The 20,755-nt window shown below is 57.7% G+C and carries 18 protein-coding genes; 14 read left to right on the forward strand and 4 right to left on the reverse strand.

Annotation, left to right across the window (positions count from 1 at the left end; translation table 11 throughout):
* Positions 1–99: 99 nt before the first annotated feature.
* Positions 100–1,206, reverse strand: a complete 1,107-nt coding sequence (locus PH5382_RS11350; RefSeq protein ID WP_082645642.1) for a HupE/UreJ family protein — start codon at positions 1,204–1,206, stop codon at positions 100–102.
* A gap of 91 nt (positions 1,207–1,297) precedes the next feature.
* On the opposite strand from PH5382_RS11350, the gene PH5382_RS11355 reads away from it, so the two are divergent.
* The 4 genes from PH5382_RS11355 (at position 1,298) to PH5382_RS11370 (ending at position 4,856) form a co-directional block, all read left to right on the forward strand.
* On the forward strand, positions 1,298–2,113 hold the full coding sequence (locus PH5382_RS11355) for a DUF4198 domain-containing protein (protein ID WP_058334501.1): 816 nt from the start codon (positions 1,298–1,300) through the stop codon (positions 2,111–2,113).
* Positions 2,114–2,187: 74 nt separating this feature from the next.
* The gene (locus tag PH5382_RS11360) at positions 2,188–3,111 is read left to right on the forward strand and encodes a PfkB family carbohydrate kinase (RefSeq protein WP_058334502.1); all 924 of its coding nucleotides are present in this window, start codon (positions 2,188–2,190) and stop codon (positions 3,109–3,111) included.
* Positions 3,108–4,022, forward strand: a complete 915-nt coding sequence (locus PH5382_RS11365; protein ID WP_058334503.1) for a pseudouridine-5'-phosphate glycosidase — start codon at positions 3,108–3,110, stop codon at positions 4,020–4,022. Before PH5382_RS11360 ends, PH5382_RS11365 begins: the two co-directional genes overlap by 4 nt.
* Before the next feature lie 132 nt (positions 4,023–4,154).
* Positions 4,155–4,856, forward strand: coding sequence for a DUF502 domain-containing protein (locus PH5382_RS11370; RefSeq protein WP_058334504.1), 702 nt, complete (start codon positions 4,155–4,157; stop codon positions 4,854–4,856).
* Between the two features lie 119 nt (positions 4,857–4,975).
* On the opposite strand, the gene PH5382_RS11375 is transcribed toward PH5382_RS11370, so the two are convergent.
* On the reverse strand, positions 4,976–5,749 hold the full coding sequence (locus PH5382_RS11375) for a 3-hydroxybutyrate dehydrogenase (RefSeq protein WP_058334505.1): 774 nt from the start codon (positions 5,747–5,749) through the stop codon (positions 4,976–4,978).
* Between the two features lie 380 nt (positions 5,750–6,129).
* Here PH5382_RS11375 and PH5382_RS11380 point away from each other — a divergent pair, with 380 nt between their 5' ends.
* The 5 genes from PH5382_RS11380 to PH5382_RS11400 all read left to right on the forward strand — a co-directional run bounded on the left by PH5382_RS11380 (position 6,130) and on the right by PH5382_RS11400 (position 10,557).
* Positions 6,130–7,953, forward strand: a complete 1,824-nt coding sequence (locus tag PH5382_RS11380) for an extracellular solute-binding protein (RefSeq protein WP_058334506.1) — start codon at positions 6,130–6,132, stop codon at positions 7,951–7,953.
* A gap of 77 nt (positions 7,954–8,030) precedes the next feature.
* Positions 8,031–8,864 carry an arsenate reductase/protein-tyrosine-phosphatase family protein gene (locus tag PH5382_RS11385; RefSeq protein WP_058334507.1) on the forward strand — a complete coding sequence of 278 codons (834 nt, stop codon included), beginning with the start codon at positions 8,031–8,033 and terminating at the stop codon, positions 8,862–8,864.
* A 107-nt stretch (positions 8,865–8,971) separates the two neighbouring features.
* The gene (locus PH5382_RS11390; RefSeq protein ID WP_058334508.1) at positions 8,972–9,445 is read left to right on the forward strand and encodes an arsenate reductase ArsC; all 474 of its coding nucleotides are present in this window, start codon (positions 8,972–8,974) and stop codon (positions 9,443–9,445) included.
* Positions 9,442–10,098, forward strand: a complete 657-nt coding sequence (locus PH5382_RS11395; RefSeq protein ID WP_058334509.1) for an aquaporin — start codon at positions 9,442–9,444, stop codon at positions 10,096–10,098. The genes PH5382_RS11390 and PH5382_RS11395 overlap by 4 nt, the downstream gene beginning before the upstream one ends.
* Before the next feature lie 189 nt (positions 10,099–10,287).
* The gene (locus PH5382_RS11400) at positions 10,288–10,557 is read left to right on the forward strand and encodes a hypothetical protein (RefSeq protein ID WP_306341246.1); all 270 of its coding nucleotides are present in this window, start codon (positions 10,288–10,290) and stop codon (positions 10,555–10,557) included.
* A 139-nt stretch (positions 10,558–10,696) separates the two neighbouring features.
* On the opposite strand, the gene PH5382_RS11405 is transcribed toward PH5382_RS11400, so the two are convergent.
* Positions 10,697–11,320: a helix-turn-helix domain-containing protein gene (locus tag PH5382_RS11405; RefSeq protein WP_058334510.1), complete on the reverse strand. Its 624-nt coding sequence runs from the start codon at positions 11,318–11,320 to the stop codon at positions 10,697–10,699.
* Between the two features lie 64 nt (positions 11,321–11,384).
* Between PH5382_RS11405 and PH5382_RS11410 the strand changes: the two genes are divergently transcribed.
* From PH5382_RS11410 to PH5382_RS11430, 5 genes are all read left to right on the forward strand, one after another.
* Entirely contained in the window at positions 11,385–12,893 is a 1,509-nt protein-coding gene (locus PH5382_RS11410; RefSeq protein WP_058334511.1) for a class I adenylate-forming enzyme family protein, read from the forward strand.
* Positions 12,894–12,897: 4 nt separating this feature from the next.
* Positions 12,898–13,599 carry a DsbA family oxidoreductase gene (locus PH5382_RS11415; RefSeq protein WP_058334512.1) on the forward strand — a complete coding sequence of 234 codons (702 nt, stop codon included), beginning with the start codon at positions 12,898–12,900 and terminating at the stop codon, positions 13,597–13,599.
* A complete protein-coding gene (locus PH5382_RS11420) occupies positions 13,596–13,970 on the forward strand; it encodes a potassium channel family protein (RefSeq protein WP_058334513.1) in 375 nt (124 codons plus the stop codon). Before PH5382_RS11415 ends, PH5382_RS11420 begins: the two co-directional genes overlap by 4 nt.
* Positions 13,971–14,184: 214 nt before the next feature.
* Positions 14,185–15,432 (forward strand): multidrug effflux MFS transporter, encoded by a 1,248-nt coding sequence (locus tag PH5382_RS11425; protein ID WP_231751857.1) that lies wholly within the window; start codon positions 14,185–14,187, stop codon positions 15,430–15,432.
* 73 nt (positions 15,433–15,505) lie between these two features.
* Positions 15,506–17,203 carry a tetratricopeptide repeat protein gene (locus tag PH5382_RS11430; protein WP_058334514.1) on the forward strand — a complete coding sequence of 566 codons (1,698 nt, stop codon included), beginning with the start codon at positions 15,506–15,508 and terminating at the stop codon, positions 17,201–17,203.
* A 22-nt stretch (positions 17,204–17,225) separates the two neighbouring features.
* Here PH5382_RS11430 and mfd read toward each other — a convergent pair whose 3' ends face one another.
* A complete protein-coding gene (gene mfd, locus PH5382_RS11435; protein ID WP_058334515.1) occupies positions 17,226–20,687 on the reverse strand; it encodes a transcription-repair coupling factor in 3,462 nt (1,153 codons plus the stop codon).
* Between the last annotated feature and the right edge of the window lie 68 nt (positions 20,688–20,755).

The following is a 20,755-nucleotide window of genomic DNA, read 5'->3' on the forward strand; positions in this document are numbered from 1 at the left end:
CTTCATCGTGCCACGGCCAATAGATTGTCGTGGCACATCCCGTGAACTGTTTCGGTCTGGTCAAGTTCACACTGGCCAAGGTCACACGGGCCAACACCACTAAAGAAAAACCCGTTCTACCACCCAGTACGACCCTATCAGGGCGATGGTCAATGATGCAGGAATGGCCACCCGCCCGCGATATTTTGGATGCTTGCCAAACCAATAGCCCAGCGCACCATAGGCCAGGGCAATCACCGTCAGTTGACCGAGCTCCACACCGACATTGAACCCCAGAAGAGCGGGCACCATTTGGTCTTGCGGCAGGCCAAATTCCCCCAGAACCGTGGCAAAACCCAGCCCATGCAACAGACCAAAGCCGAAAATCAGCGCCATACGCCAGCTGTGCAGGCGGCGAGCAAAGATGTTTTCCACCGCGACAAACACGATCGAGGCTGCAATGAGCGGCTCAACAATTGCGGGATCTATCTGCACCAGCCCAAATGCGCCCAGCGCCAGGGTGATGCTATGCGCAACGGTAAAGCAGGTGATCTGCCACAGAAGCGGCCGCATCCGAACGCTCAGAAAATAGAGCCCCAGCACAAATAAGATGTGGTCCAGCCCCTTTGGCAAAATATGGTCAAAGCCTACCGGCACATAATCCGTAAACACCTCCAGCGGGGTTTGTACCGCGCCCCCCTGCAAGGGAATTGCCGGAGAGACGCCGCCGCCGAGGATATAGCCCGTATAGGGATCTTCGACGCCGTTCTGGCGCAGAACAACAGCCCCAGAACGCAAAGGCCAGTGCAGCTGCAAAAAGGCTGCCCCCTCGTTCAGCTCCCCTGAGAGCGTCAGAGAGGACAGGCGCGGCAAGGTCGGATCGCCAATCTCAGGGATTTGCACCTTTGTCAGACGCAGAAGAACCCCTCCGTTTGCGTCCAAACTCAAAGCTTGCAGCCAGTCCTCAACAAAGAGCGTCACCATCGGTGTCAGCTCATCACCACTCATGCCGCGCAACAGATCGTAGTCAGTCGACTGGTCACTGGTGTCAGTATCTACCTGCCCATCCAGGTCAATCCCGGCCAGAAAGGCTTCGACGTTCATCGCCAGTGTCAGAGTGATGTCACCCTCGGCGACCGAAAAATCGGCAATTGTGGGCGTAACCTCATGCGCCTGTGTCCGTTTGGGCAAACTCAGCAACGGGCTTGACAGTAACACGAGGATCATCACCCTAACGAAGACCTGATGCAAAGATTTCAAAATGCCCGTCCTTCTGTTTCGCCCCATAAAAACTCTACGCCCTTTCCGACTTTCTCTGATGATCTGTTACAGTGCAATCTACTGTGCCATCTTTGGTCTCGCCATCTGTTTCAGCGGGCCAGCGCATTCTCATGAGTTTTGGATCGAGCCGGAAAAATATCAAGTCTTTTCCGACACCTCATTGATAGCGGATCTGCGGAACGGACAAATGTTCACTGGGGCTCGCCTGCCCTATCTGGATCACAACATTGCGCGTTTTGACATTGTTCAACACGACAAGATTACTCCCTATGCGGGGCGCATGGGAGATTTGCCTGCCCTGCGTCTGCCAAATATTCAATCCGGCCTTCTGATAGCCCTGCATGAAACCACACCTGATGATATCACGTATGACAGTTTCGAAGAGTTCGAAGCCTTTGCCCGCGACAAAGGACTGGGTGAGCTACGCGACCCGCACTTGGCACGCGGCCTGCCGCTTGCTGGGTTCGTCGAGCACTACAGCAGACACACAAAGCTGCTTGTGGCGGTTGGGGATGGTGCGGGCACTGACAGGGCCTTTGGGCTGGAGGGCGAGTTTGTGGTGCAGGCAAATCCCTATACCAGCACCCTTTCCTCTCTTCCTGTCCGCCTACTGTACCAAAACAAACCCAGACAAGAGGTTCAGGTAGAGGTTTTTGAAAAGCACTCAGATGGCACGGTGAACAAATTTCTGGCTCTGACAGACAAAGACGGTCTGGTCGAAGTTCCTGTCATCAAAGGCTGTCGCTATCTGTTGAATGCCGTAGTCCTGCGCCCAAGCCCTGCCGAAACCGGAGCAGTCTGGCAGACCATCTGGGCCTCTTTGGTTTTTGCGATACCCGGCGCTGCGCAATAAGCAGCCTTTCCCTTGGTCACCGCTGGGCTTCTTGCCGCTTGCGAGGCGCGACAAAAGGTTGCAATAGGGATGCCATGACACAGGTTTCCTCTTCCACGCTAGCGCCCAGACCACAGGTTCTTTGTATTGGTTCCGTGCTTTGGGATGTTATTGGCCGCAGCCCTGCAGAAATGCGGCGCGGCTCCGACATGCCCGGGCGCATCAGCCGCCTGCCCGGTGGTGTGGCGATGAACATCGCCATGACTCTGGCGCGCTTTGGTCTTTCCCCTTCACTGCTCAGCGCGGTCGGCCGCGACGCCGAAGGCGATGAGCTTATTGCCGCCTGCGCCCATCTTGGCTGTCTGACAGATCATGTCTACCGCTCTGAGGATCTGCCAACAGATCGCTATATGGCAGTTGAGGGGGGCAATGGCCTGATTGCCGCCATTGCCGATGCGCATTCGCTGGAGGCCGCAGGCGACAAGATCCTGCGCCCACTTACCGACGGGACGCTGGGCTCTGCCGTGGCACCGTATGAAGGCCCGATCGCACTGGATGGCAATCTGACCCTTTCTTTGCTGGGCCAAATCGCCGCAGACCCGGCCTTTGCAAAGGCCGATCTGCGCGTTGCCCCGGCCTCTCCTGGCAAGGCCGAACGGCTGCGCCCCTTTCTGACCCAAACCCATGGCACGCTCTATGTGAACCTCGAAGAGGCCGGCATCCTGTGCCAGGAAGCGTTTACCGATAGCGAAACCGCCGCGCTAGCCCTGCTGGACCGCGGTGCCGCCCGGGTTCTGGTGACCGATGGCGGCTCCTCTGCCAGCGAAGCCAGTATCCAAACCCGCGATGCCATCACGCTTGTGCCGCCGCGCGTCACTGTTGCCCGGGTCACCGGAGCCGGAGACACCTTCATGGCAGCCCATATTGTTGCCGAGACCCGTGGCGATGACCGCAAGAGCGCTTTGGCCGCCGCTCTGCAGGCCGCCGCTACCTATGTTTCAGGAGAACCCCCACTGTGATCGAGATCCAGTATTCCGCCGAAGTCGCCGCAGCCCGCGCTGCAGGCACCGCAATTGTTGCTCTGGAGAGCACCATCATCACTCATGGCATGCCCTTCCCACAAAATGTTGAAGTGGCCGCGCAGGTGGAGCAGGATATCCGTGACACCGGAGCCATCCCTGCCACCATGGCCGTCATCAAGGGGGTTTTGCACGTCGGTCTTGAAACAGATCAATTGCAAGCGCTGGGACAGGCGCAGGGCGTCGCCAAGGTGTCGCGCGCCGATATGCCTGTCTGCCTGGCCATGGGCAAAACCGGGGCGACAACTGTCGCCGCAACCATGATTGCTGCCCGCCTTGCCGGTATTGATGTCTTTGCAACCGGCGGTATTGGCGGCGTTCACAAAGGCGCCGAGCATAGCTTTGACATCTCAGCTGACCTGATGGAGCTGGCGCAGACCCCGATGACCGTGGTTGCAGCCGGCGCCAAGGCTATTTTGGACATTCCCAAAACACTGGAAGTCCTTGAAACCCAAGGGGTTCCGGTGATCGCCTACGGTCAGGACAGCATTCCGGCCTTCTGGTCGTCGCAGTCCGACCTGAACGCCCCTTTGCGGATGGATACCGCCCGCGATATCGCTCGCAGCCACGCCATGCGGCAAGCCATGGCACTGCCGGGGGGACAGTTGATTGCCAATCCGATCCCAGCGGATGCGGAAATTGCCGCCGAGGTTCTGGCACCTGTGATTGCGCAGGCACAGGCCGAAGCCGATGCGCAGGGCGTCACAGGCAAGGCGGTCACGCCGTTTCTGCTGCAACGGATCTTTGAGCTCACAGAGGGACGGTCGCTCACGGCCAATATCGCCCTCGTGCGCAACAATGCCCGCCTGGCCGCCGAAATTGCCAAAGAACTGGTCAAGCTGAAGGCATAATCCCCTTTCCTGCGCCATTGCCATTGCTCTGGCGCAGATCAGTACCTAGGTTCTGCCAGAAGAAACTCGTTCCATGATGTCAGCCTGTGACGCCAGTCTGTCTCCACCATTTTGTTCCAATGATTGCGCCTGATGACCACACCCTTTGACAACGACCCCATCCGCCATCGCCCCGGTCTGTTTGCCCGGCTGCGCTCGTCGTTTTTTACCGGCATCGTGGTTATTGCCCCCGTTGGGCTGACCATCTGGCTGCTCTGGACCGTGATGGGCTGGATCGACGGTGTTATTCTGCCTCTGGTGCCGCATACAATCCTGCCTGAGCAATATATCGGCATCAATCTGCGTGGCATCGGGCTGATTATCTTTTTGTTCTTCACCATCGTGGTTGGCTGGATCGCAAAGGGGATCATCGGTCGCTCATTGATTGGCTTTGCCGAGAACCTCGTCAACCGCATGCCAGTGGTGCGCACGATCTATTCCGGCATCAAGCAGATATCAGAGACAGTCTTTGCGCAGTCCGAGCGCAGTTTTGAAAAGGCCTGCCTGATCCAATACCCCCGCCGCGGCATCTGGGCCATTGGGTTCATCTCTACCACCGCCAAGGGCGAGGTCTCTGAGCGTGCGGAAACCGGTGGAGAGATGATGAGCATCTTTGTTCCGACCACGCCCAACCCCACTTCTGGGTTTTTGCTGTTCTTTCCAAAAGAGGACGTGATCGAGCTGGATATGAGCGTCGAAGACGCTGCGAAACTGGTGATCTCTGCCGGTCTGGTCTACCCCAACCCCAAGGATCCCAGCCAGCCGCAGCCGGTAGAGCCTCCAAAACCCAGCTAAGCAGAACGAAACACTCGGGACCAATGGGACGGACCCAATTGGACTGATCTGAGAAATAGAAAAGGAGGGCGTAGGGCCCTCCTTTTTGGTTTTATAACAATTGGTAAGACGATTGAGACCTAGAGCGCCGTCCAGCCGCCATCCACGCTCAGAGTGGTGCCGGTGATCTGGGCGGCCGCATCAGAGCAGAAAAAGACCGTTGATCCTCCCAGCTGCTCCACCGTGGCAAATTCGCGCGATGGCTGACGTTCAAGCATCACCTTCTTGATCACATCCTCGCGTGACATGTTGTATTTCGCCATAGTGTCAGGGATCTGTGCCTCTACCAGGGGGGTCAGAACATAGCCTGGGCAGATGGCATTGCAAGTGATCGCCTCTTCTGCCGTTTCCAGCGCGACGGTCTTTGTCAGGCCCACCACGCCATGTTTTGCCGCCACATAGGCGGATTTGAACGGCGAGGCCGTCAGGCCGTGTGCTGAGGCAATATTGACAATCCGCCCCCATCCGGCCGCGCGCATCATCGGCAAGGCCGCCGCTGTGGTATGAAAGGCAGAGCTGAGATTGATGGCAATAATTGCGTTCCAGCTGTCCACCGGGAATTCATCCACCGGGGCAACATGCTGAATCCCTGCATTATTGACCAGGACATCGCAGGCTCCGGCCTGGGCAATCAATCCGCGACAGGCGTCGCCATCAGACATGTCCGCCGCAATATAGCGCGCAGCGACATCAAACTCAGCCGCGATTTGCGCTGCCAGCGCGTGATCTTCTGCCCGGTCGGTAAAGGAGTTCAACACAACATCCGCCCCGGCGCGCGCTAGTTCCCGTGCAATGCCCAGCCCAATACCTGAGTTGGATCCTGTAATAACCGCAGTTTTTCCCTTGAGCGTCATCGTCCTTGCCCTTCCTGTAAACACTATCCTCGCATGTCGCGCATCCTGCCATGCTGCAGGCGCAAAAGAAACGCGTAGGACTACTTAGAAATGGCTGCTAAAGCAGCTCGGAGAGTAAAAGCTGCCGCCGCCAGTTCGGCATCGACAAGAAACACCAGAAGAATGCTCAAGAGAAAGCTACAGTCGCCCAAAAAAAACGCCCGCACGAAGCGGGCGTGAAGTTATTGAGGCAGGTTTCATACAGGCAAGAAACCTATCGAGCAGTGACCCCTTTATAAGCAATTTCGCGCTTCCCTCCAAGCTAAAAGTTTGAAATGACAAAGATGCAGCCAATAGATGTAGAGCCAAGCAAATAAGGGCAGAGCGGGATTGTTGCCAAAGTGAAGCCAGTTTTTTTCCAAATCCTGAAAGTCGTGACGGCGGGAATCGCGCTGTTTGGCGGGGTCCATTTTGCACAGGCAGAATCATCCCATGGCATAGCTATGTATGGAGAGCCCGCCCTACCACCGGATTTTGTGTCTTTACCCTATGCAAACCCCGATGCCCCAAAGGGTGGCAAAGTCGTCTTTGGCAACACGGGCGGCTTTGACACGCTGAACCCATTTGCGCAAAAAGGCACGCCTCCCTGGCAGCTCAGATTTTGGGGATACGAAAGTCTGATGGGCCGCTCCTGGGACGAAGCTTTCACTCTTTACGGGCTGTTGGCCGAATCAGTTGAAGTGCCCGAGGACCGATCTTGGGTCGAATTCACCCTCCGCCCGGAGGCGAAATTCTCCGATGGCAGCCCGGTCACCGTCGCAGATGTGATCTGGTCCTACGAGACTTTGGGCACCCAGGGCCATCTTCGTTATCGCGGTTTCTGGAACAAGATAGCCGAGATCAAGCAGACTGGTCCCGCCAGCCTGCGCATTACCTTCAACACCCCTGATCGAGAGCTCGCCTTGATTGCTGGGCTACGCCCGATTTTGAAAAAGGCACAGTGGCAGGGCAAGGATTTCTCGGCGTCCGGACTGAGCGAGGCCCCGATCGGAACCGGTGCCTATGTGGTGTCGGATTTTGAGGCAGGGCGCTATGTCTCTTTGCGTCGTAACCCCGACTATTGGGGGCAGAACCTGGGCTTTCGCGCTGGCACTCAGAACTTTGATGAAATGCGTATCGATTTCTTCGGTGACCAGACAGTGCTGTTCGAGGCCTTCAAGGCCGGAGAGCTGACCACCTACCGGGAGTTCAACGCAGATAAATGGGCCTCTGCTTATAGCTTTCCAGCAGTGACCAAAGGCGATATCGTAAAGAGTGAGATCCCACATGCCCGGCCCACCGGCATGACCGGGCTGGCCTTCAATACCCGCCGCGCGCCACTGGATGATTGGCGCGTTCGCGAAGCACTTTTGCTTGCCTTCAACTTTGAATACATCAACGACACGGCAACCGGGGGTGCTCAACCGCGGATCACCTCCTATTTTTCCAATTCCGATCTTGGGTTTCTCCCTGGCCCTGCCGCTGGCCAGGTTAACGCCTATCTAAGTCCTTTTGCAGAAGATCTTCCTCCCGACACGCTTGAAGGCTACAGCCTTCCCGAAAGTGACGGCACCAAACGCAATCGTCGAAACCTGCGCCGGGCAGCACAGCTGCTATCTCAGGCCGGATTACAGGTCGAGGACGGCCAGTTGCGCCGCCCCGACGGAAGCCCGCTTGTTTTGAATGTTTTGCTGCGCCAGGGCGACGCCGAGATGAAGAGCATCATCGAAATCTACGCCCGTGCATTGGAGCGTCTGGGCATTACTCTTACCTCGGATCTCGTTGACAACGCACAATATGTTGGCCGCCAAAGCGAATTCGACTTTGATCTGACCCGGGTCAGACGGGAACTTTCCCTGAGCCCGGGAAACGAGCAAAGGCTGTATTGGGGCTCTGACGGCGCCAATCAACCTGGCAGCCGCAATCTGATGGGCGTCCGCTCCGCAGCTGTGGATGCGATGATTACGCGGATGCTGACAGTCGAGGCCCCCGAAGATTTCACCGCCGCCACCCGGGCCTTGGACCGGCTTTTGATGGCAGGTCGCTATGTGATCCCGATATGGTCCTTTGACAAAGGCCGCATAGCCCATGTGAAAGAACTGGCTTTCCCGAAATACCTTCCACTTTATGGGGATCGCACCGGGTTTTTGCCTGATGTCTGGTGGTATCAACAATCTCCTGACTGAGATCCTGGTGAGACCCCCACTGCGGAGTCTGCGCAAATGAATTGACAGTTCTAATTTATTTCCATATTTCGTGAACTATGGAAAAAGAACTCGTCACTCAACTCAATGCTCTGGCACATGCCAATCGGCTCGATCTCTTTCGTCTCCTAGTGCGGCGCTATCCGGCAGGTGTGCCTGCCGGCGAAATCGCCACAGCATTGGACTTCAAACCGAATACTGCCTCTGCCTATCTGGCAACGCTGAAACAGGCCGATCTGATCCGTCAGGAACGCCAGGGCACCTCGCTGATCTATTCCGCCAATCTTGATGGGGTGCGCGGGTTGTTTGGCGGACTGTTGACCGGATGCTGCCAGAACCGTCCTGACATCTGCCACAGCCTTGCATCTGCACCCATTGCGCAACCAACACCGGAACGCCCCCTCAAGGTTCTGTTTCTATGCACCGGAAACTCCGCCCGCTCCATTCTGGCCGAAGCACTGCTTAGACGTGAAGGCGCTGGCAAATTTCAGGTTTTTTCCGCCGGAACACGTCCTGCCAGCAAGCCAAGCCCGGCGGTCCTTCAGCTTTTACAAAGCAAGGGCTACGACACCTCCGAGCTTAACTCCAAACAGCGCGAGGTTTATGCCGGACCTGAGGCGCCGAAGATGGATTTCATTTTCACCGTTTGCGACCATGCCGCCAATGAAGAATGTCCCACCTGGCCGGGACAGCCGATGAGCGCGCATTGGGGGCTACCCGATCCGCTCAAGGCCCAAGGCAGCGAGGCGGAGCGCCATCTCGCCCTGCTTGAAGCCTATGCCACCCTGAAAACCCGGATCAAAAGTTTTGCGGCCCTACCGTTTGAAACACTCGACCGGATTTCCCTGCAACACCAAACCGACGCCATAGGCGGTCAAATCGCCACAAACTGACCTGTACTGACTGACCCGCACCGAACACAGGCCACAGGTTGACGAACGAGTTGATCGACCGTGGCGCCCCTCTCTTGATTAACCACATGCTCAGAAAGCGATTTTTGATGAATATTCTGGTCCTTTGCACCGGTAACTCGGCCCGCTCAATCCTGTTGGAGTCTCTCCTCAACCGGTTGGGTGACGGGCGCATCCATGCCTTTTCCGCCGGGTCAAACCCAACCGGCAAGGTTCATCCGCAATCGCTGACCTTGCTGCGCAAAAAAGGCTACCAGGTTGATCAGGCCCGCTCCAAAAGCTGGGATGAGTTTGCCGCGCCGGACGCACCAAAGATGGATCTGGTTATCACCGTTTGCGCGTCTGCCGCCGGCGAGACCTGCCCGATCTGGCCGGGTGCCCCAGTACGGGCGCATTGGGGTGTCGAAGACCCGGCAGCGGCAGCGGAGGCTGATTGGGAAAGTGCCTTTCTCGCCGCCTACGTGGCGCTGGAACGCAGGGCAAAGGCCTATCTCGACTTGCCTCAGGATTTGGACAAAGACGCGCTTCAGATAGAACTCAAACGCATCGGAGAGATGTCATGATCGCCAAGAAACTCGTCGCCGAAGGCATCGGAACCGGGCTTTTGCTGATTGGCGTGGTTGGGTCCGGCATCATGGCCGAGAGCCTGTCTGGAGGCAATACAGCCTTGGCGCTTTTGGCAAATGCCATCGCTACTGGCTGCATGCTCTATGCGATCATCAACACGCTGGGCCCCCTGTCCGGTGCCCATTTCAACCCGGCTGTCACCCTCGCCTTTGCTCTGCGCGGCGAACATCCATGGGCGCAAGTTCCCCCCTATGTCGCGTTTCAGGTCCTCGGAGGCATTCTTGGCGTCTGGGCCAGCCATCTGATGTTTGATCTGCCGATCCTGCAAACCTCAACCACGATGCATCGAACCGGGCTGGCTCAGTGGTCTTCTGAAATCATTGCCACGTTCGGATTGCTCTTTGTGATTTTTGGCGGGCTGCGGTCGCGGCCCGACACAGTACCGGCCCTCGTGGGCTTGTATATCACCGGAGCCTATTGGTTCACCTCTTCCACCAGCTTTGCCAATCCAGCCGTGACGATTGCCCGCGGTTTCAGCGATACGTTTGCAGGGATCTATCCTGGCCATATCCTCAGTTTCATTCTCGCACAGTTGCTGGCCGTGATGCTTGGGCATTTCACCCTGCGCTGGCTGTTTTCCAAAGACTGAAACACAGCGAAATCGCCCAAGGTCCCGCCGCCCTCTGTCTCTTTTGATTTACGGAACCAGAGGTGCGGCAGGCCTGGCCGCTACAGATCTGCCAATGGTCTGCACAGCATCAAAACAGGGCCAAATCAGCGCCGCTAAAAGCCGTCATTCCATTATTTCCGTTTTTTGCTATAATGCCCTTCGGAGAGAATGATCGTTTCGATAGGGGCAACACTGATGATGACTGCTCAGACATCGCTGGACTGGGTAGCCATCTACCCTCGGGCCAAGCAACGGTTTCCACACCTGCGACGGGCGCAAGCGCCAAATCCAGGATGTGATCGCGAGGCATTTGTCGCCTATCTGGCGCTGACCCATCACCTCACGCTGCGCGAAGCACGAGAGGAGATCGACGACTTCCTGTTCACCGAAAGCCTGCATGCAGAGTTGAACGCCGAATTGGACAAAGAGTTAACCTGAGACGCCCTGCTGTACCGCCATGCAACCGCTCTGGGATCACGTTTGTCATAGATCGCGGCCTGTGCGCTCCCGCGCAGCACACTTCGGGCACAATTTATGTCCATATTAATAATTCAAATCAATACGCTACAGGCCAAAACTAGGCCAATGAGGTGACCCACAGAATGGTCGCATCTTCGGGGCTAGTTGAGATCACGTTGTGCCCCATAGCCGCATCATAATAGGCGCTGTCGCCGCGCCTCATTTCAACAGGTTCGTAAAATTCCGTGTAGAGCTTGATCACACCGGTCAGCACATACAGAAATTCTTCGCCATCATGGCGCACCCAGCCGTCGAATTCATCCATCGTCCGTGCCCGAACGCGGGCACGGTACGGCAGCATCTGTTTGCGCCGCAGACCCTCTGCCAGCAACTCATGCTCATAGGTTGCAGTCGCTTGTTCTGAGCCTTCGTTCATCTTGGTAACGGTCATACGGCCGTTGACCTGATCACGCTGTGGCGGCGTGAATAGCTGCGGCACAGAAATCTGCAAACCCACCGCCAATTTCTTCAACGCCTCGTAGGTCGGCGACATTTGGCCGTTCTCGATTTTCGACAAGGTAGAGCGCGCCAAACCAGCCTGGTTGGCCGCATGTTCCAGGGTCCAGTCACGGGCTTTGCGCAGCTCTCGCACGCGCGCGCCCAGGTCCAGGGGTTCGGCCTCGCTCTCGCCGCCATTGGCGCGGGCGATGGTAATCAGGGATTTTGGATCGCTTCCGGTCATGAAGGTTCTATATGACGCCCTGTGCCTGCTTGCAACGCAGCACTTGCCGGGCTAGCCAAAGGATATGTTGTCCCTCTTTGATCAAGGTGCCTTTGCACCCTGCCCCGCGCCCTTCAACCTGGCGGCCCATGTGCTGCGCCAAGCCAAGGATCTGTCTCAGAAACCTGCTTTGGAGGTGATTGGCGGATCCCAAGCAGAAATCTGGACCTATGCCGAGCTTGAACAGGCGGTGCGCGGCACAGGAACCGGTCTGCTGCAGGCCGGGCTGCAACCGGGGCAGATCCTGTTGATGCGGCTTGGCAATACGGTGGATTTTCCCATTGCCTATCTGGGCGCCATCGCCGCCGGGATGGTGCCGGTGCCAACCTCGTCGCAGCTGACCGAAGCCGAAACCGCAAAAATGATCGCCGATCTGCAACCCGCCGCCATCCTGCGCGACCCGGAAGTGGCCTGCGCCGCCCATCCCGAACAGATCCTGCTATCGGACCTGCAGGCCATGCGGCAACTGCCTGCCTGCGCCTACGCCTTGGGGGCGCCGGATCGACTGGCCTATGCTGTCTATACCTCCGGGACCAGCGGCAATGCCCGTGCCGTCGCCCATGCGCATCGCGCCATCTGGGCGCGGCAGATGATGGTCAAAGGCTGGTATGACCTGAAGCCTGATGACCGCCTGCTGCATGCAGGTGCCTTCAACTGGACGTTTACGCTAGGCACCGGTTTGATGGATCCCTGGGCCATCGGCGCCACTGCCCTGATCCCGGCACCCGGCACGGATCCGATGGCGCTCCCGGCCCTTTTAAAAGAACATAACGCGAGCATTTTCGCAGCCGCACCAGGCGTTTACAGAAAGCTCCTCAAGACTGGTGCGCGCCTGGACTTGCCGGGGCTGCGCCATGGTCTTTGTGCGGGTGAAAAACTATCGAGCCACCTGCACCGGGCCTGGGAGAGCGCCACCGGATCCGAGCTCTATGAAGCCTATGGCATGTCTGAGTGCTCGACCTTCATATCCTCCAGCCCGGCTCATCCGGCACGCGGTGAAGCTCTTGGCCAGCCGCAACCGGGACGCCGGATTGCGATCCTTGGCCCAGACGGGCCGGTGCCGCAGGGCGAGGAAGGCACCATTGCCATCGCCGCTGATGATCCTGGCCTAATGCTTGGCTATCTGAACGCACCGCAAGAGACCGCTGCGCGGATGCAGGACGGCTGGTTTCTGACGGGAGATCAGGGCGCGATGGCTGTCGACGGCCAGATCAGCTATTTGGGACGGGCTGACGACATGATGAACGCCGGCGGCTTTCGCGTCTCCCCGATCGAGGTGGAGACCGCGCTTTCGGCGCATCCGGACATCTTGCAGGTCGGTGTCGCCACGGTCGAGGTCAAGACCGACAGCCATATCATCGTCGCTTTCTACACGGCTCACCAAGAGGTGAACCAAGCTGATCTGGAGGCTTTTGCCTCCGAGCGGTTGGCCCGCTACAAGCAGCCCCGCGCCTATGTCCATCTTGATGCCCTGCCAAGTGGTGCCAACGGAAAACTGCTTCGTCGCGCCCTGCCCGCCTATTTCAAAGGATAAACTGATGTCATTTTCTCAGCCCGCCGCTTCAAACTCTGCCGATCTGCCAACTGTCAAACTCGACATCCTGTCTGATCCGATCTGCCCCTGGTGCTTTATCGGCAAGACCCACCTGGACAAAGCCCTGGCCGAGATCCCGAACCACCCCTTTGTCATCGAATGGCATCCTTTCCAGCTGAACCCGGATATGCCCCGCGAAGGCATGGGGCGGCGTGAATACCTTGAAGCAAAGTTTGGCGGCAAAGACGGCGCGGTTCGCGCCTATGCTCCTGTGGTTGAAAACGCCGAAAAAGCTGGCCTCAGCATTGATTTCGAAGGCATGCAGCGTACCCCCAATACGCTGGACGCGCACCGGCTGATCCACTGGGCCGGCATTGAGGGCAAACAGACGGCGGCAGTAGACGCGCTTTTTGACGCTTATTTTACCAAAGCACGCGACATTGGCGATATCGAAGTTCTGGTTGAGATTGCTGGCGAAATTGGCATGGAGGCCGATGTGGTCCGCAAGCTGCTGAGCGGGGAAAGCGACGTCGAGGATATCCGCAACCGTGATGCGCATTCGCGCAAAATGGGTGTCAGCTCTGTACCGACCTTCATCATCGCCAATCAGCACGCAGTGCCCGGCGCGCAACAACCAGACATGTGGAAACAGGTGATCGAAGATATCATGCAGCAGTTGCAACAGCCTGAACAGGACGAGACTTGAGACAGCTCAGACGCTCTACCATCTTTATCAGTCTCATCGGCATTCTGGCGATGAGCACCGTCTTCTTCCACTACGTCGAAGGCTGGGGCTGGCTTGATTCCTATTTCTTTACCGTCATTACAATTTCCACCGTTGGCTATGGCAAACTTGTACCCGTGACTGCCGCAGGCAAGATCGCGACCACCTTTTTGATCTTTGGTGGGCTAGGCGTTTTTGCCCTGGCGATACGGGAGTTTGCCCAGTACCACATGCAAAAACGCGAAGAACACACAGAATGGCTGGTCGCACATCTTGGCAAACGCCCCAATGAAGAAGACGAAGAGATCGCCAATGAAGACGATCCTCCGCATGAGACGAGCCAACAGCACTGACGGGATTTGAAATGCTCTGGTTTCGTCGCATCTAAGCCTGGGCAACGCGCTTGAAATGGCGATGTGTGAAATACTTCACATAGCAAGCAATAATGCACAGAACTCTGTGCATTTCGCGCCATGGCCTCACACTGACATTCATGATATCGCGGGTTTCAGCAGGCCCGGGAAGGATCCAATTACAGGACCCCCGCAGTCTCGAAAGAGGATCCCAATGACACCGACCCCACAGCATGCCCCGGCGCATGCGCCCTCGCATGGCATGTCAAAACCAGAATTCGTTGCTTTGGTCGCAATGATGTTTGCCACCATTGCCTTTTCAATCGACGCCATGTTGCCGGCCTTGCCGGAAATCGGCGCGCAGCTCAGCCCCGATGATATCAACCGGGCGCAATTGATCCTTACATCCTTTGTGCTCGGGATGGGCGTTGGCACCTTTTTCACCGGACCACTGTCGGATGCCTTTGGCCGCAAACCGGTTATTGTCGCCGGAGCCGCGCTCTATATTGCCTCGGCTGCCGTGGCTTGGGCCTCGTCTTCGCTGGAGCTGGTGCTGATCGCGCGCATCACCATGGGGTTGGGGGCTGCCGGACCCCGTGTGGTGGCACTGGCGATTGTGCGTGACCTGTATTCAGGGCGTGAAATGGCTCGGATGATGTCCATTGCCATGATGATCTTTACCCTGGTGCCCGCCATTGCGCCAATGCTGGGGGCCGGCATCATTGCCATCACCGGCTGGCGCGGAATCTTTGCCGCCTTTGCACTGTTTGCCATCATCGTAGTGGTCTGGATGGGGGTACGCCTGCCGGAACCACTGGCTGTTGAAAACCGTCGCCCCTTTCGCCTGCCACTGCTGATGGGTGCGGTAAAAGAGATGACGCAGCACCCGACAGTACGCCTGTCGATCCTGGTGCAAACCCTGTGCATGGGCATGCTCTTCACCATGCTGACCATGGTGCAGCCGATCTATGATATCATCTTTGGTCGTGGTGAAAGCTTTCCATTCTGGTTTGGCTTTGTCGCTCTGATGTCGGGCAGCGCCAGCCTGCTGAATGCGGCCCTGGTGGTGCGCGTTGGCATGCGCCGCATGGTCACCTGGTCGCTGGCGGCGCAGATCCTCTTCTCGGCTGCGATGTTGGGCATGGAGATGGTCAGCATTTCAAATGCAGCGGGTTTTGGATTGTTTGTCGCATGGCAGACCAGCGTGTTCTTCATGGCCGGGACCACCATGGGCAATCTTAACGCCATAGCTATGGAGCCGATGGGCCATATTGCCGGCATGGCGGCCTCTGTCATCGGGGCGATTGCGACGGTTCTGGCTGCTGCCATTGCCGCCCCGATCGGGCTTTTGTTCGATGGCTCTTTGCTGCCCGTCACTCTTGGTATTTTGATCATGGCCTGTCTCAGCTTTGCCTTGATGCTGCACATGGGGCGCGTTGAGGCGCGCAATGCATCAGAATAGACCACAGCCATAGACCGCTTGCTGGCGCTGTTTGAAACTTCTAACCTCTCCAGATATTTGGAGAGGTTTTTTCATGGATTACCCCTATGATCTAGGCAGCTATTCCTGCCCTATCACCACCGCATCCGCCGTGGCTCAGCGCTGGTTCGATCGGGGTCTGATCTGGACCTATGGCTACAATCATCAAGAAGCCATCGCCTGTTTCAAAACCGCTCTGACCCACGACCCGGCCTGTGCCATGGCCCATTGGGGTCTCTCCTATGCGGCCGGTCCAAACTACAACATGCCTTGGGAGCTGCATGATCAAGCCGGCCGCGCCGAGGCGCTGGCACAGGCCTATGATGCCGCCCAGGCCGCGCTGGACCATTGTGCGGGCTGCACCGAAGTCGAAACACAGCTGATCAAGGCGCTGCAGTCACGTTATCCGCAGCGCGGCCTCAGTGACGACATGCAGGCCTGGGACCACGGGTTTGCCGATGCCATGCGCGCGGCATATGCTGCCTGCCCGGACCATCTGGATCTGCGAACGATCTATGCTGAAAGCCTGCTGAACCTTACACCCTGGAAAATGTGGGATTTGAAAACCGGCCAACCCGCAAAGGGCGCGGCCACCCATGAGGCGCAGACACTACTAGAAGATGCGATGAACCACGCCCCCGGCGCGATGGCGCATCCCGGCCTGCTGCATCTTTATGTGCATCTGATGGAGATGTCGCCTACCCCGGAAAAGGCCCTGAAGGCGGCGGATGTGTTGCGCAGGTTGGTGCCCGATGCCGGCCATCTGGTGCATATGCCCACTCATATTGATGTGCTCTGTGGCAATTACCACGATGTGGTGCTGTGGAACCAAGAAGCAATCACCGCGGATCTGAAGTATTACCAGCGCGAAGGCGCCTTTAACATCTACACGGGCTATCGCCAGCATGACTATCACTTCGTCATCTATGGCGCCCTTTTCCTTGGACAAATTGAACCTGCCCTGCGGGCCAATCAGGGCCTGTGGGACACAACCCCCGAAGAGATGCTCAGGATCGAAAGCCCGCCGATGGCGGACTACTTTGAATCCTATATGGCGATGCACCCGCATATCCTGATCCGCTTTGGCCGCTGGGAGGAGTGTATCGCACTGGAGCTACCAGAAGATCAGGGTCTCTATTGTACGCTCACTGCTACCACCCATTATGCCCGTGCCATAGGCCATGCGGCGACAGGCGCTGTAGAAACCGCTGAAGACGAAGAAAAACTGTTCCTTGCCGCACTGGAACGGGTGCCCGAAAGCCGCCTGATGCACAATAATCGCGTGGTGGATCTGCTTGAAATCGCGCGTGAAATGCTGCGCGGTGAGATCGAGTACCGCGCAGGAAATTATGAGCTAGCCTTTGTGCATCTGCGCCGCTCAGTGATGCTGGACGACAACCTGCCCTATGACGAGCCATGGGGCTGGATGCAGCCGACACGCCATGCGCTCGGGGCGCTACTGTTCGAACAGGGGTACATCGCAGAGGCCGAGGCCTGCTATCGCGCTGATCTTGGTCTTGACGACACCCTGTCACGGGCCTCTGTCCATCCTGATAATGTCTGGAGCCTTAAGGGCTTATACGACTGTCTTGCTGTACGCGGCGAAACCGTCGAGATCCATCACATCAAGCAAAAACTCGATCTGGCACAGGCTCGGTCCGATGGTGTTTTTGCCTCCTGCGGCTGTGCCCAGATGGCAATGAATCAGGCAGCCATGGCCAAAGACACACCGCCAAAGAGCTGTTGCAGCTGAACAGCCCAAAGGGAAGGCCAGGCTATTTTGCCTTGGCCTTCGCCTTCTTCCTTTCGGCAATCAGCCGCTCCGCCAGATCACGTGCGATGGCAAAGGCGCCTTTGATCTTGTCGCTGTCTTTCTTCCAGTCGCGCCTTACAACGATCTTGTTGTCCTTGACCTTGGCCAGACCATTCTGCCCCTGAATGAATTCAACAAGGCCCTGCGGTGACGCGAACTTGTCGTTGTGAAACTGAATTGTCGCGCCCTTTGGCCCAGCGTCGAGCTTGGCAATTCCGGCCCGCTTGCACATCGCCTTGATCCGAACAACCAGCATCAAGGTATTGACCTCTTTGGGCAATTTCCCAAATCGGTCGATCAGCTCGGCAGCAAAGCCTTCGAGTTCCACCTTGGTGGTCAGGGACGAAAGGCGGCGGTAAAGCCCCAGACGCACGTCCAGATCCGGCACATAGGCCTCTGGGATCAGGACCGGCACGCCCAGATTGATCTGCGGTGCCCATTGTTCGTCGGCGTCGCTCAACCCTTCCAGCTCACCAGAGCGGATCTTGGCAATCGCCTCTTCCAGCATGGATTGGTAGAGCTCATAGCCGACATCGCGCATCTGGCCGGACTGTTCTTCGCCCAGCAGGTTGCCGGCACCACGAATGTCCAGATCCTGGCTGGCAAGGGTAAACCCGGCCCCCAGCGTGTCGAGCGAGCCAAGTACCCGTAGACGTTTTTCGGCCGTGGCCGTCAGGCGCTGACGGGGTTTGGTAGTGAGATAGGCATAGGCGCGAGTTTTGGAGCGTCCGACCCGACCCCGGATCTGATAGAGCTGCGACAGGCCAAACATATCGGCGCGGTGCACCACCATTGTATTGGCAGTAGGAATATCCAGACCACTTTCCACAATCGTTGTGGCAAGCAGAACATCATATTTGCCATCGTAAAAGGCATTCATCCGATCATCCAGCTCTCCGGCGGCCATCTGACCATGGGCGACCACATAGGTGAGCTCGGGCAGTTGCGCTTTCAGGAACTCTTCGATTTCCGGCAGATCAGAGATGCGCGGCACCACGTAAAAGCTTTGCCCGCCGCGATAATGTTCGCGCAGTAGCGCTTCGCGGATGGTTACGGCGTCAAACTCGCTGACATAGGTCCGAATGGCCAGGCGATCCACTGGCGGTGTGCCAATGATCGACAGGTCCCGCACCCCGGTCAGGCTTAGTTGCAGCGTGCGCGGAATAGGCGTTGCCGTGAGGGTCAGCACATGGATGTCAGAGCGCATCTGTTTCAGGCGTTCCTTGTGCCCGACGCCAAAGTGCTGTTCTTCGTCGATGATCAACAGGCCAAGGTTGTTGAAGCGGATATTCTTTGCCAGCAAGGCATGGGTGCCAATCACAATATCAACGGTGCCCTTGGCCATGCCTTCACGTGTTTTGGTCGCGTCTTTTGCCGTAACAAAGCGCGACAACTGCCTGACTTCCAACGGAAACCCACGAAACCGTTCAGCAAAGGAGGCCGCGTGTTGGCGCGCCAGCAACGTCGTCGGTGCCACAACAGCAACCTGTACGCCCGACATGGCGGCCACAAAGGCCGCGCGCATAGCCACCTCGGTTTTGCCAAAGCCCACATCGCCGCAGATCAGCCGGTCCATCGGCTGGCCCGAAGTCATGTCTGCCATGACATCTTCGATGGCGCGCAGCTGGTCGTCCGTTTCCTGATAGGGGAACCGGGCTGAAAATTCTTCCCAGGCATGCGGCGGCGGGTCCATTACGGGCGCCTTGCGCAGGGCGCGTTCGGCGGCAATCCGGATGAGCTTATCCGCCATCTCGCGAATACGCTCTTTGAGTTTGGCCTTTTTGGCCTGCCAGGCGCCGCCGCCAAGCCGGTCCAACAGCCCTTCGTCGTGGCCGTATTTCGACAGCAGCTCGATGTTTTCGACCGGCAGATACAGCTTTGATTGTTCGGCGTACTCCAACAACAGGCACTCGTGCGCAGCGCCAGCAGCCGTGACCACCTCCATCCCCTGATAGCGGCCAATACCGTGGTCTACATGCACGACAAGGGCTCCGGGGCTGAGCGACTGCGTTTCGGTCAGGAAATTCTCGGCCTTGCGCCGTTTCTTGGGTGCGCGGATCAACCGGTCCCCCAGAACATCCTGCTCGGAGATGACCGTCATCTGCGGTGTTTGAAACCCATGTTCCAGCGCCCAAACCGCCAGATGTAGCCCGGATTTTCCGATCCGGGTGCCATCCATCACCGGAATCACCTCCGCCAGGCCTTCGTCTTCGATCAAGCCAGTCAAACGCTCACGCGCGCCTTCGGAATATGAGGCAACCACCACCGGCCCCTCGTGTAGGCGGGTCTTGATATGCGCGGCCAGTGCGCCAAACAGGCTGACGCTTTCCTGCTGCCTTTCGGGGGCAAAATTGCGGCCAATACGGCCACCCGCATCCACCACACCCGGCCCAGATGCCTGCGCAAGCGGGTGAAACTGGATCATGCGATGACCGCCAAGCGCGGCCTCCCAAGCGGCATCGTCAAGATAAAGCAGCCCCGGAGGCGTGGGTTTATAGACCGTGTCCAGCCGCCCCTTCTGGCTCATGGCGATCTTGCGGGTCTCGTATTGATCTTCGATGCTGTCCCACCGCGCCAGACGGGCCGGTATTACCTGATCATCCAGCGTCACCGTCGCTTGCGGCAGATAGTCGAACAGGGTTTCAAGCCTGTCATGGAAAAACGGCAGCCAATGTTCGATGCCCTGGTGTTTGCGCCCCGCCGTCACAGCCTCATAGAGCGGATCATCGGTGCCCGCAGCGCCAAATTCGATCCGGTAGTTCTGGCGGAACCGGGTAATGGCGGCCTCGTCCAGGATCACTTCGGAAACAGGCGCGAGCTCAATCAGGTCCAGCTTTTCGGTGGTGCGTTGGGTGGCCGGATCAAAGCGGCGCGCGCCGTCCAGCACATCGCCAAAGAAATCCAGCCGCACTGGCCCGCTTTCACCGGGGGGGAAGATGTCGATGATACCGCCGCGAATGGCATAGTCGCCGGGCTCCATCACCGTGGGACTTTGGATAAACCCCATACGCACAAGGAAATTGCGCAGCGCCTTTTCATCGACCCGTTGATCAACCCGCGCGGTAAAGGCTGCCTCGCGCAGGACAGCGCGTGATGGCACCCGCTGGCTGGCAGCATTCAGCGTGGTGAGAAGAATGTACTGCTTTGGCATTTCATGCACCAAAGCCGCAAGACAGGCCATGCGCGCCGCTGAGACATCCGCATTTGGAGAAACCCGATCATAAGGCAGGCAGTCCCAGCCCGGAAAGATGACAACCGGCATGTCTGGCGCAAAAAACCGCAGCGCCGCCCGGGTGGCCTCCAGCCTTTTGTCGTCACGTGCGATATGCAGAACGGGTTGCCCGGATTTGGCCAACTCATCCAAGATCAGTCGCGCATCATAGCCTTCGGGTGCCCCGCCCATAGTGATTGCTGATTGCACCATTTTGCGTCTCTCTCTTGAACTTTTGGGACAGGGACCAACACTGTCACTACACTTGACGCGCGCACGCC

This window comes from Phaeobacter sp. CECT 5382 (assembly GCF_001457775.1).
Lineage (GTDB): Bacteria > Pseudomonadota > Alphaproteobacteria > Rhodobacterales > Rhodobacteraceae > Pseudophaeobacter.

Excerpts from the sequence above, each read along its gene's own strand:
- PH5382_RS11385 (WP_058334507.1), top strand. The coding sequence starts at position 8,031 with ATGGAAAAAGAACTCGTCACTCAACTCAATGCTCTGGCACATGCCAAT.
- PH5382_RS11370 (WP_058334504.1), top strand. The coding sequence starts at position 4,155 with ATGACCACACCCTTTGACAACGACCCCATCCGCCATCGCCCCGGTCTG.
- PH5382_RS11405 (WP_058334510.1), bottom strand. The coding sequence starts at position 11,320 with ATGACCGGAAGCGATCCAAAATCCCTGATTACCATCGCCCGCGCCAAT.
- PH5382_RS11360 (WP_058334502.1), top strand. The coding sequence starts at position 2,188 with ATGACACAGGTTTCCTCTTCCACGCTAGCGCCCAGACCACAGGTTCTT.
- PH5382_RS11390 (WP_058334508.1), top strand. The coding sequence starts at position 8,972 with ATGAATATTCTGGTCCTTTGCACCGGTAACTCGGCCCGCTCAATCCTG.
- mfd (WP_058334515.1), bottom strand. The coding sequence starts at position 20,687 with ATGGTGCAATCAGCAATCACTATGGGCGGGGCACCCGAAGGCTATGAT.
- PH5382_RS11395 (WP_058334509.1), top strand. The coding sequence starts at position 9,442 with ATGATCGCCAAGAAACTCGTCGCCGAAGGCATCGGAACCGGGCTTTTG.
- PH5382_RS11430 (WP_058334514.1), top strand. The coding sequence starts at position 15,506 with ATGGATTACCCCTATGATCTAGGCAGCTATTCCTGCCCTATCACCACC.
- PH5382_RS11415 (WP_058334512.1), top strand. The coding sequence starts at position 12,898 with ATGTCATTTTCTCAGCCCGCCGCTTCAAACTCTGCCGATCTGCCAACT.
- PH5382_RS11375 (WP_058334505.1), bottom strand. The coding sequence starts at position 5,749 with ATGACGCTCAAGGGAAAAACTGCGGTTATTACAGGATCCAACTCAGGT.
- PH5382_RS11350 (WP_082645642.1), bottom strand. The coding sequence starts at position 1,206 with ATGATCCTCGTGTTACTGTCAAGCCCGTTGCTGAGTTTGCCCAAACGG.
- PH5382_RS11400 (WP_306341246.1), top strand. The coding sequence starts at position 10,288 with ATGATCGTTTCGATAGGGGCAACACTGATGATGACTGCTCAGACATCG.
- PH5382_RS11410 (WP_058334511.1), top strand. The coding sequence starts at position 11,385 with ATGTTGTCCCTCTTTGATCAAGGTGCCTTTGCACCCTGCCCCGCGCCC.
- PH5382_RS11355 (WP_058334501.1), top strand. The coding sequence starts at position 1,298 with ATGATCTGTTACAGTGCAATCTACTGTGCCATCTTTGGTCTCGCCATC.
- PH5382_RS11425 (WP_231751857.1), top strand. The coding sequence starts at position 14,185 with ATGACACCGACCCCACAGCATGCCCCGGCGCATGCGCCCTCGCATGGC.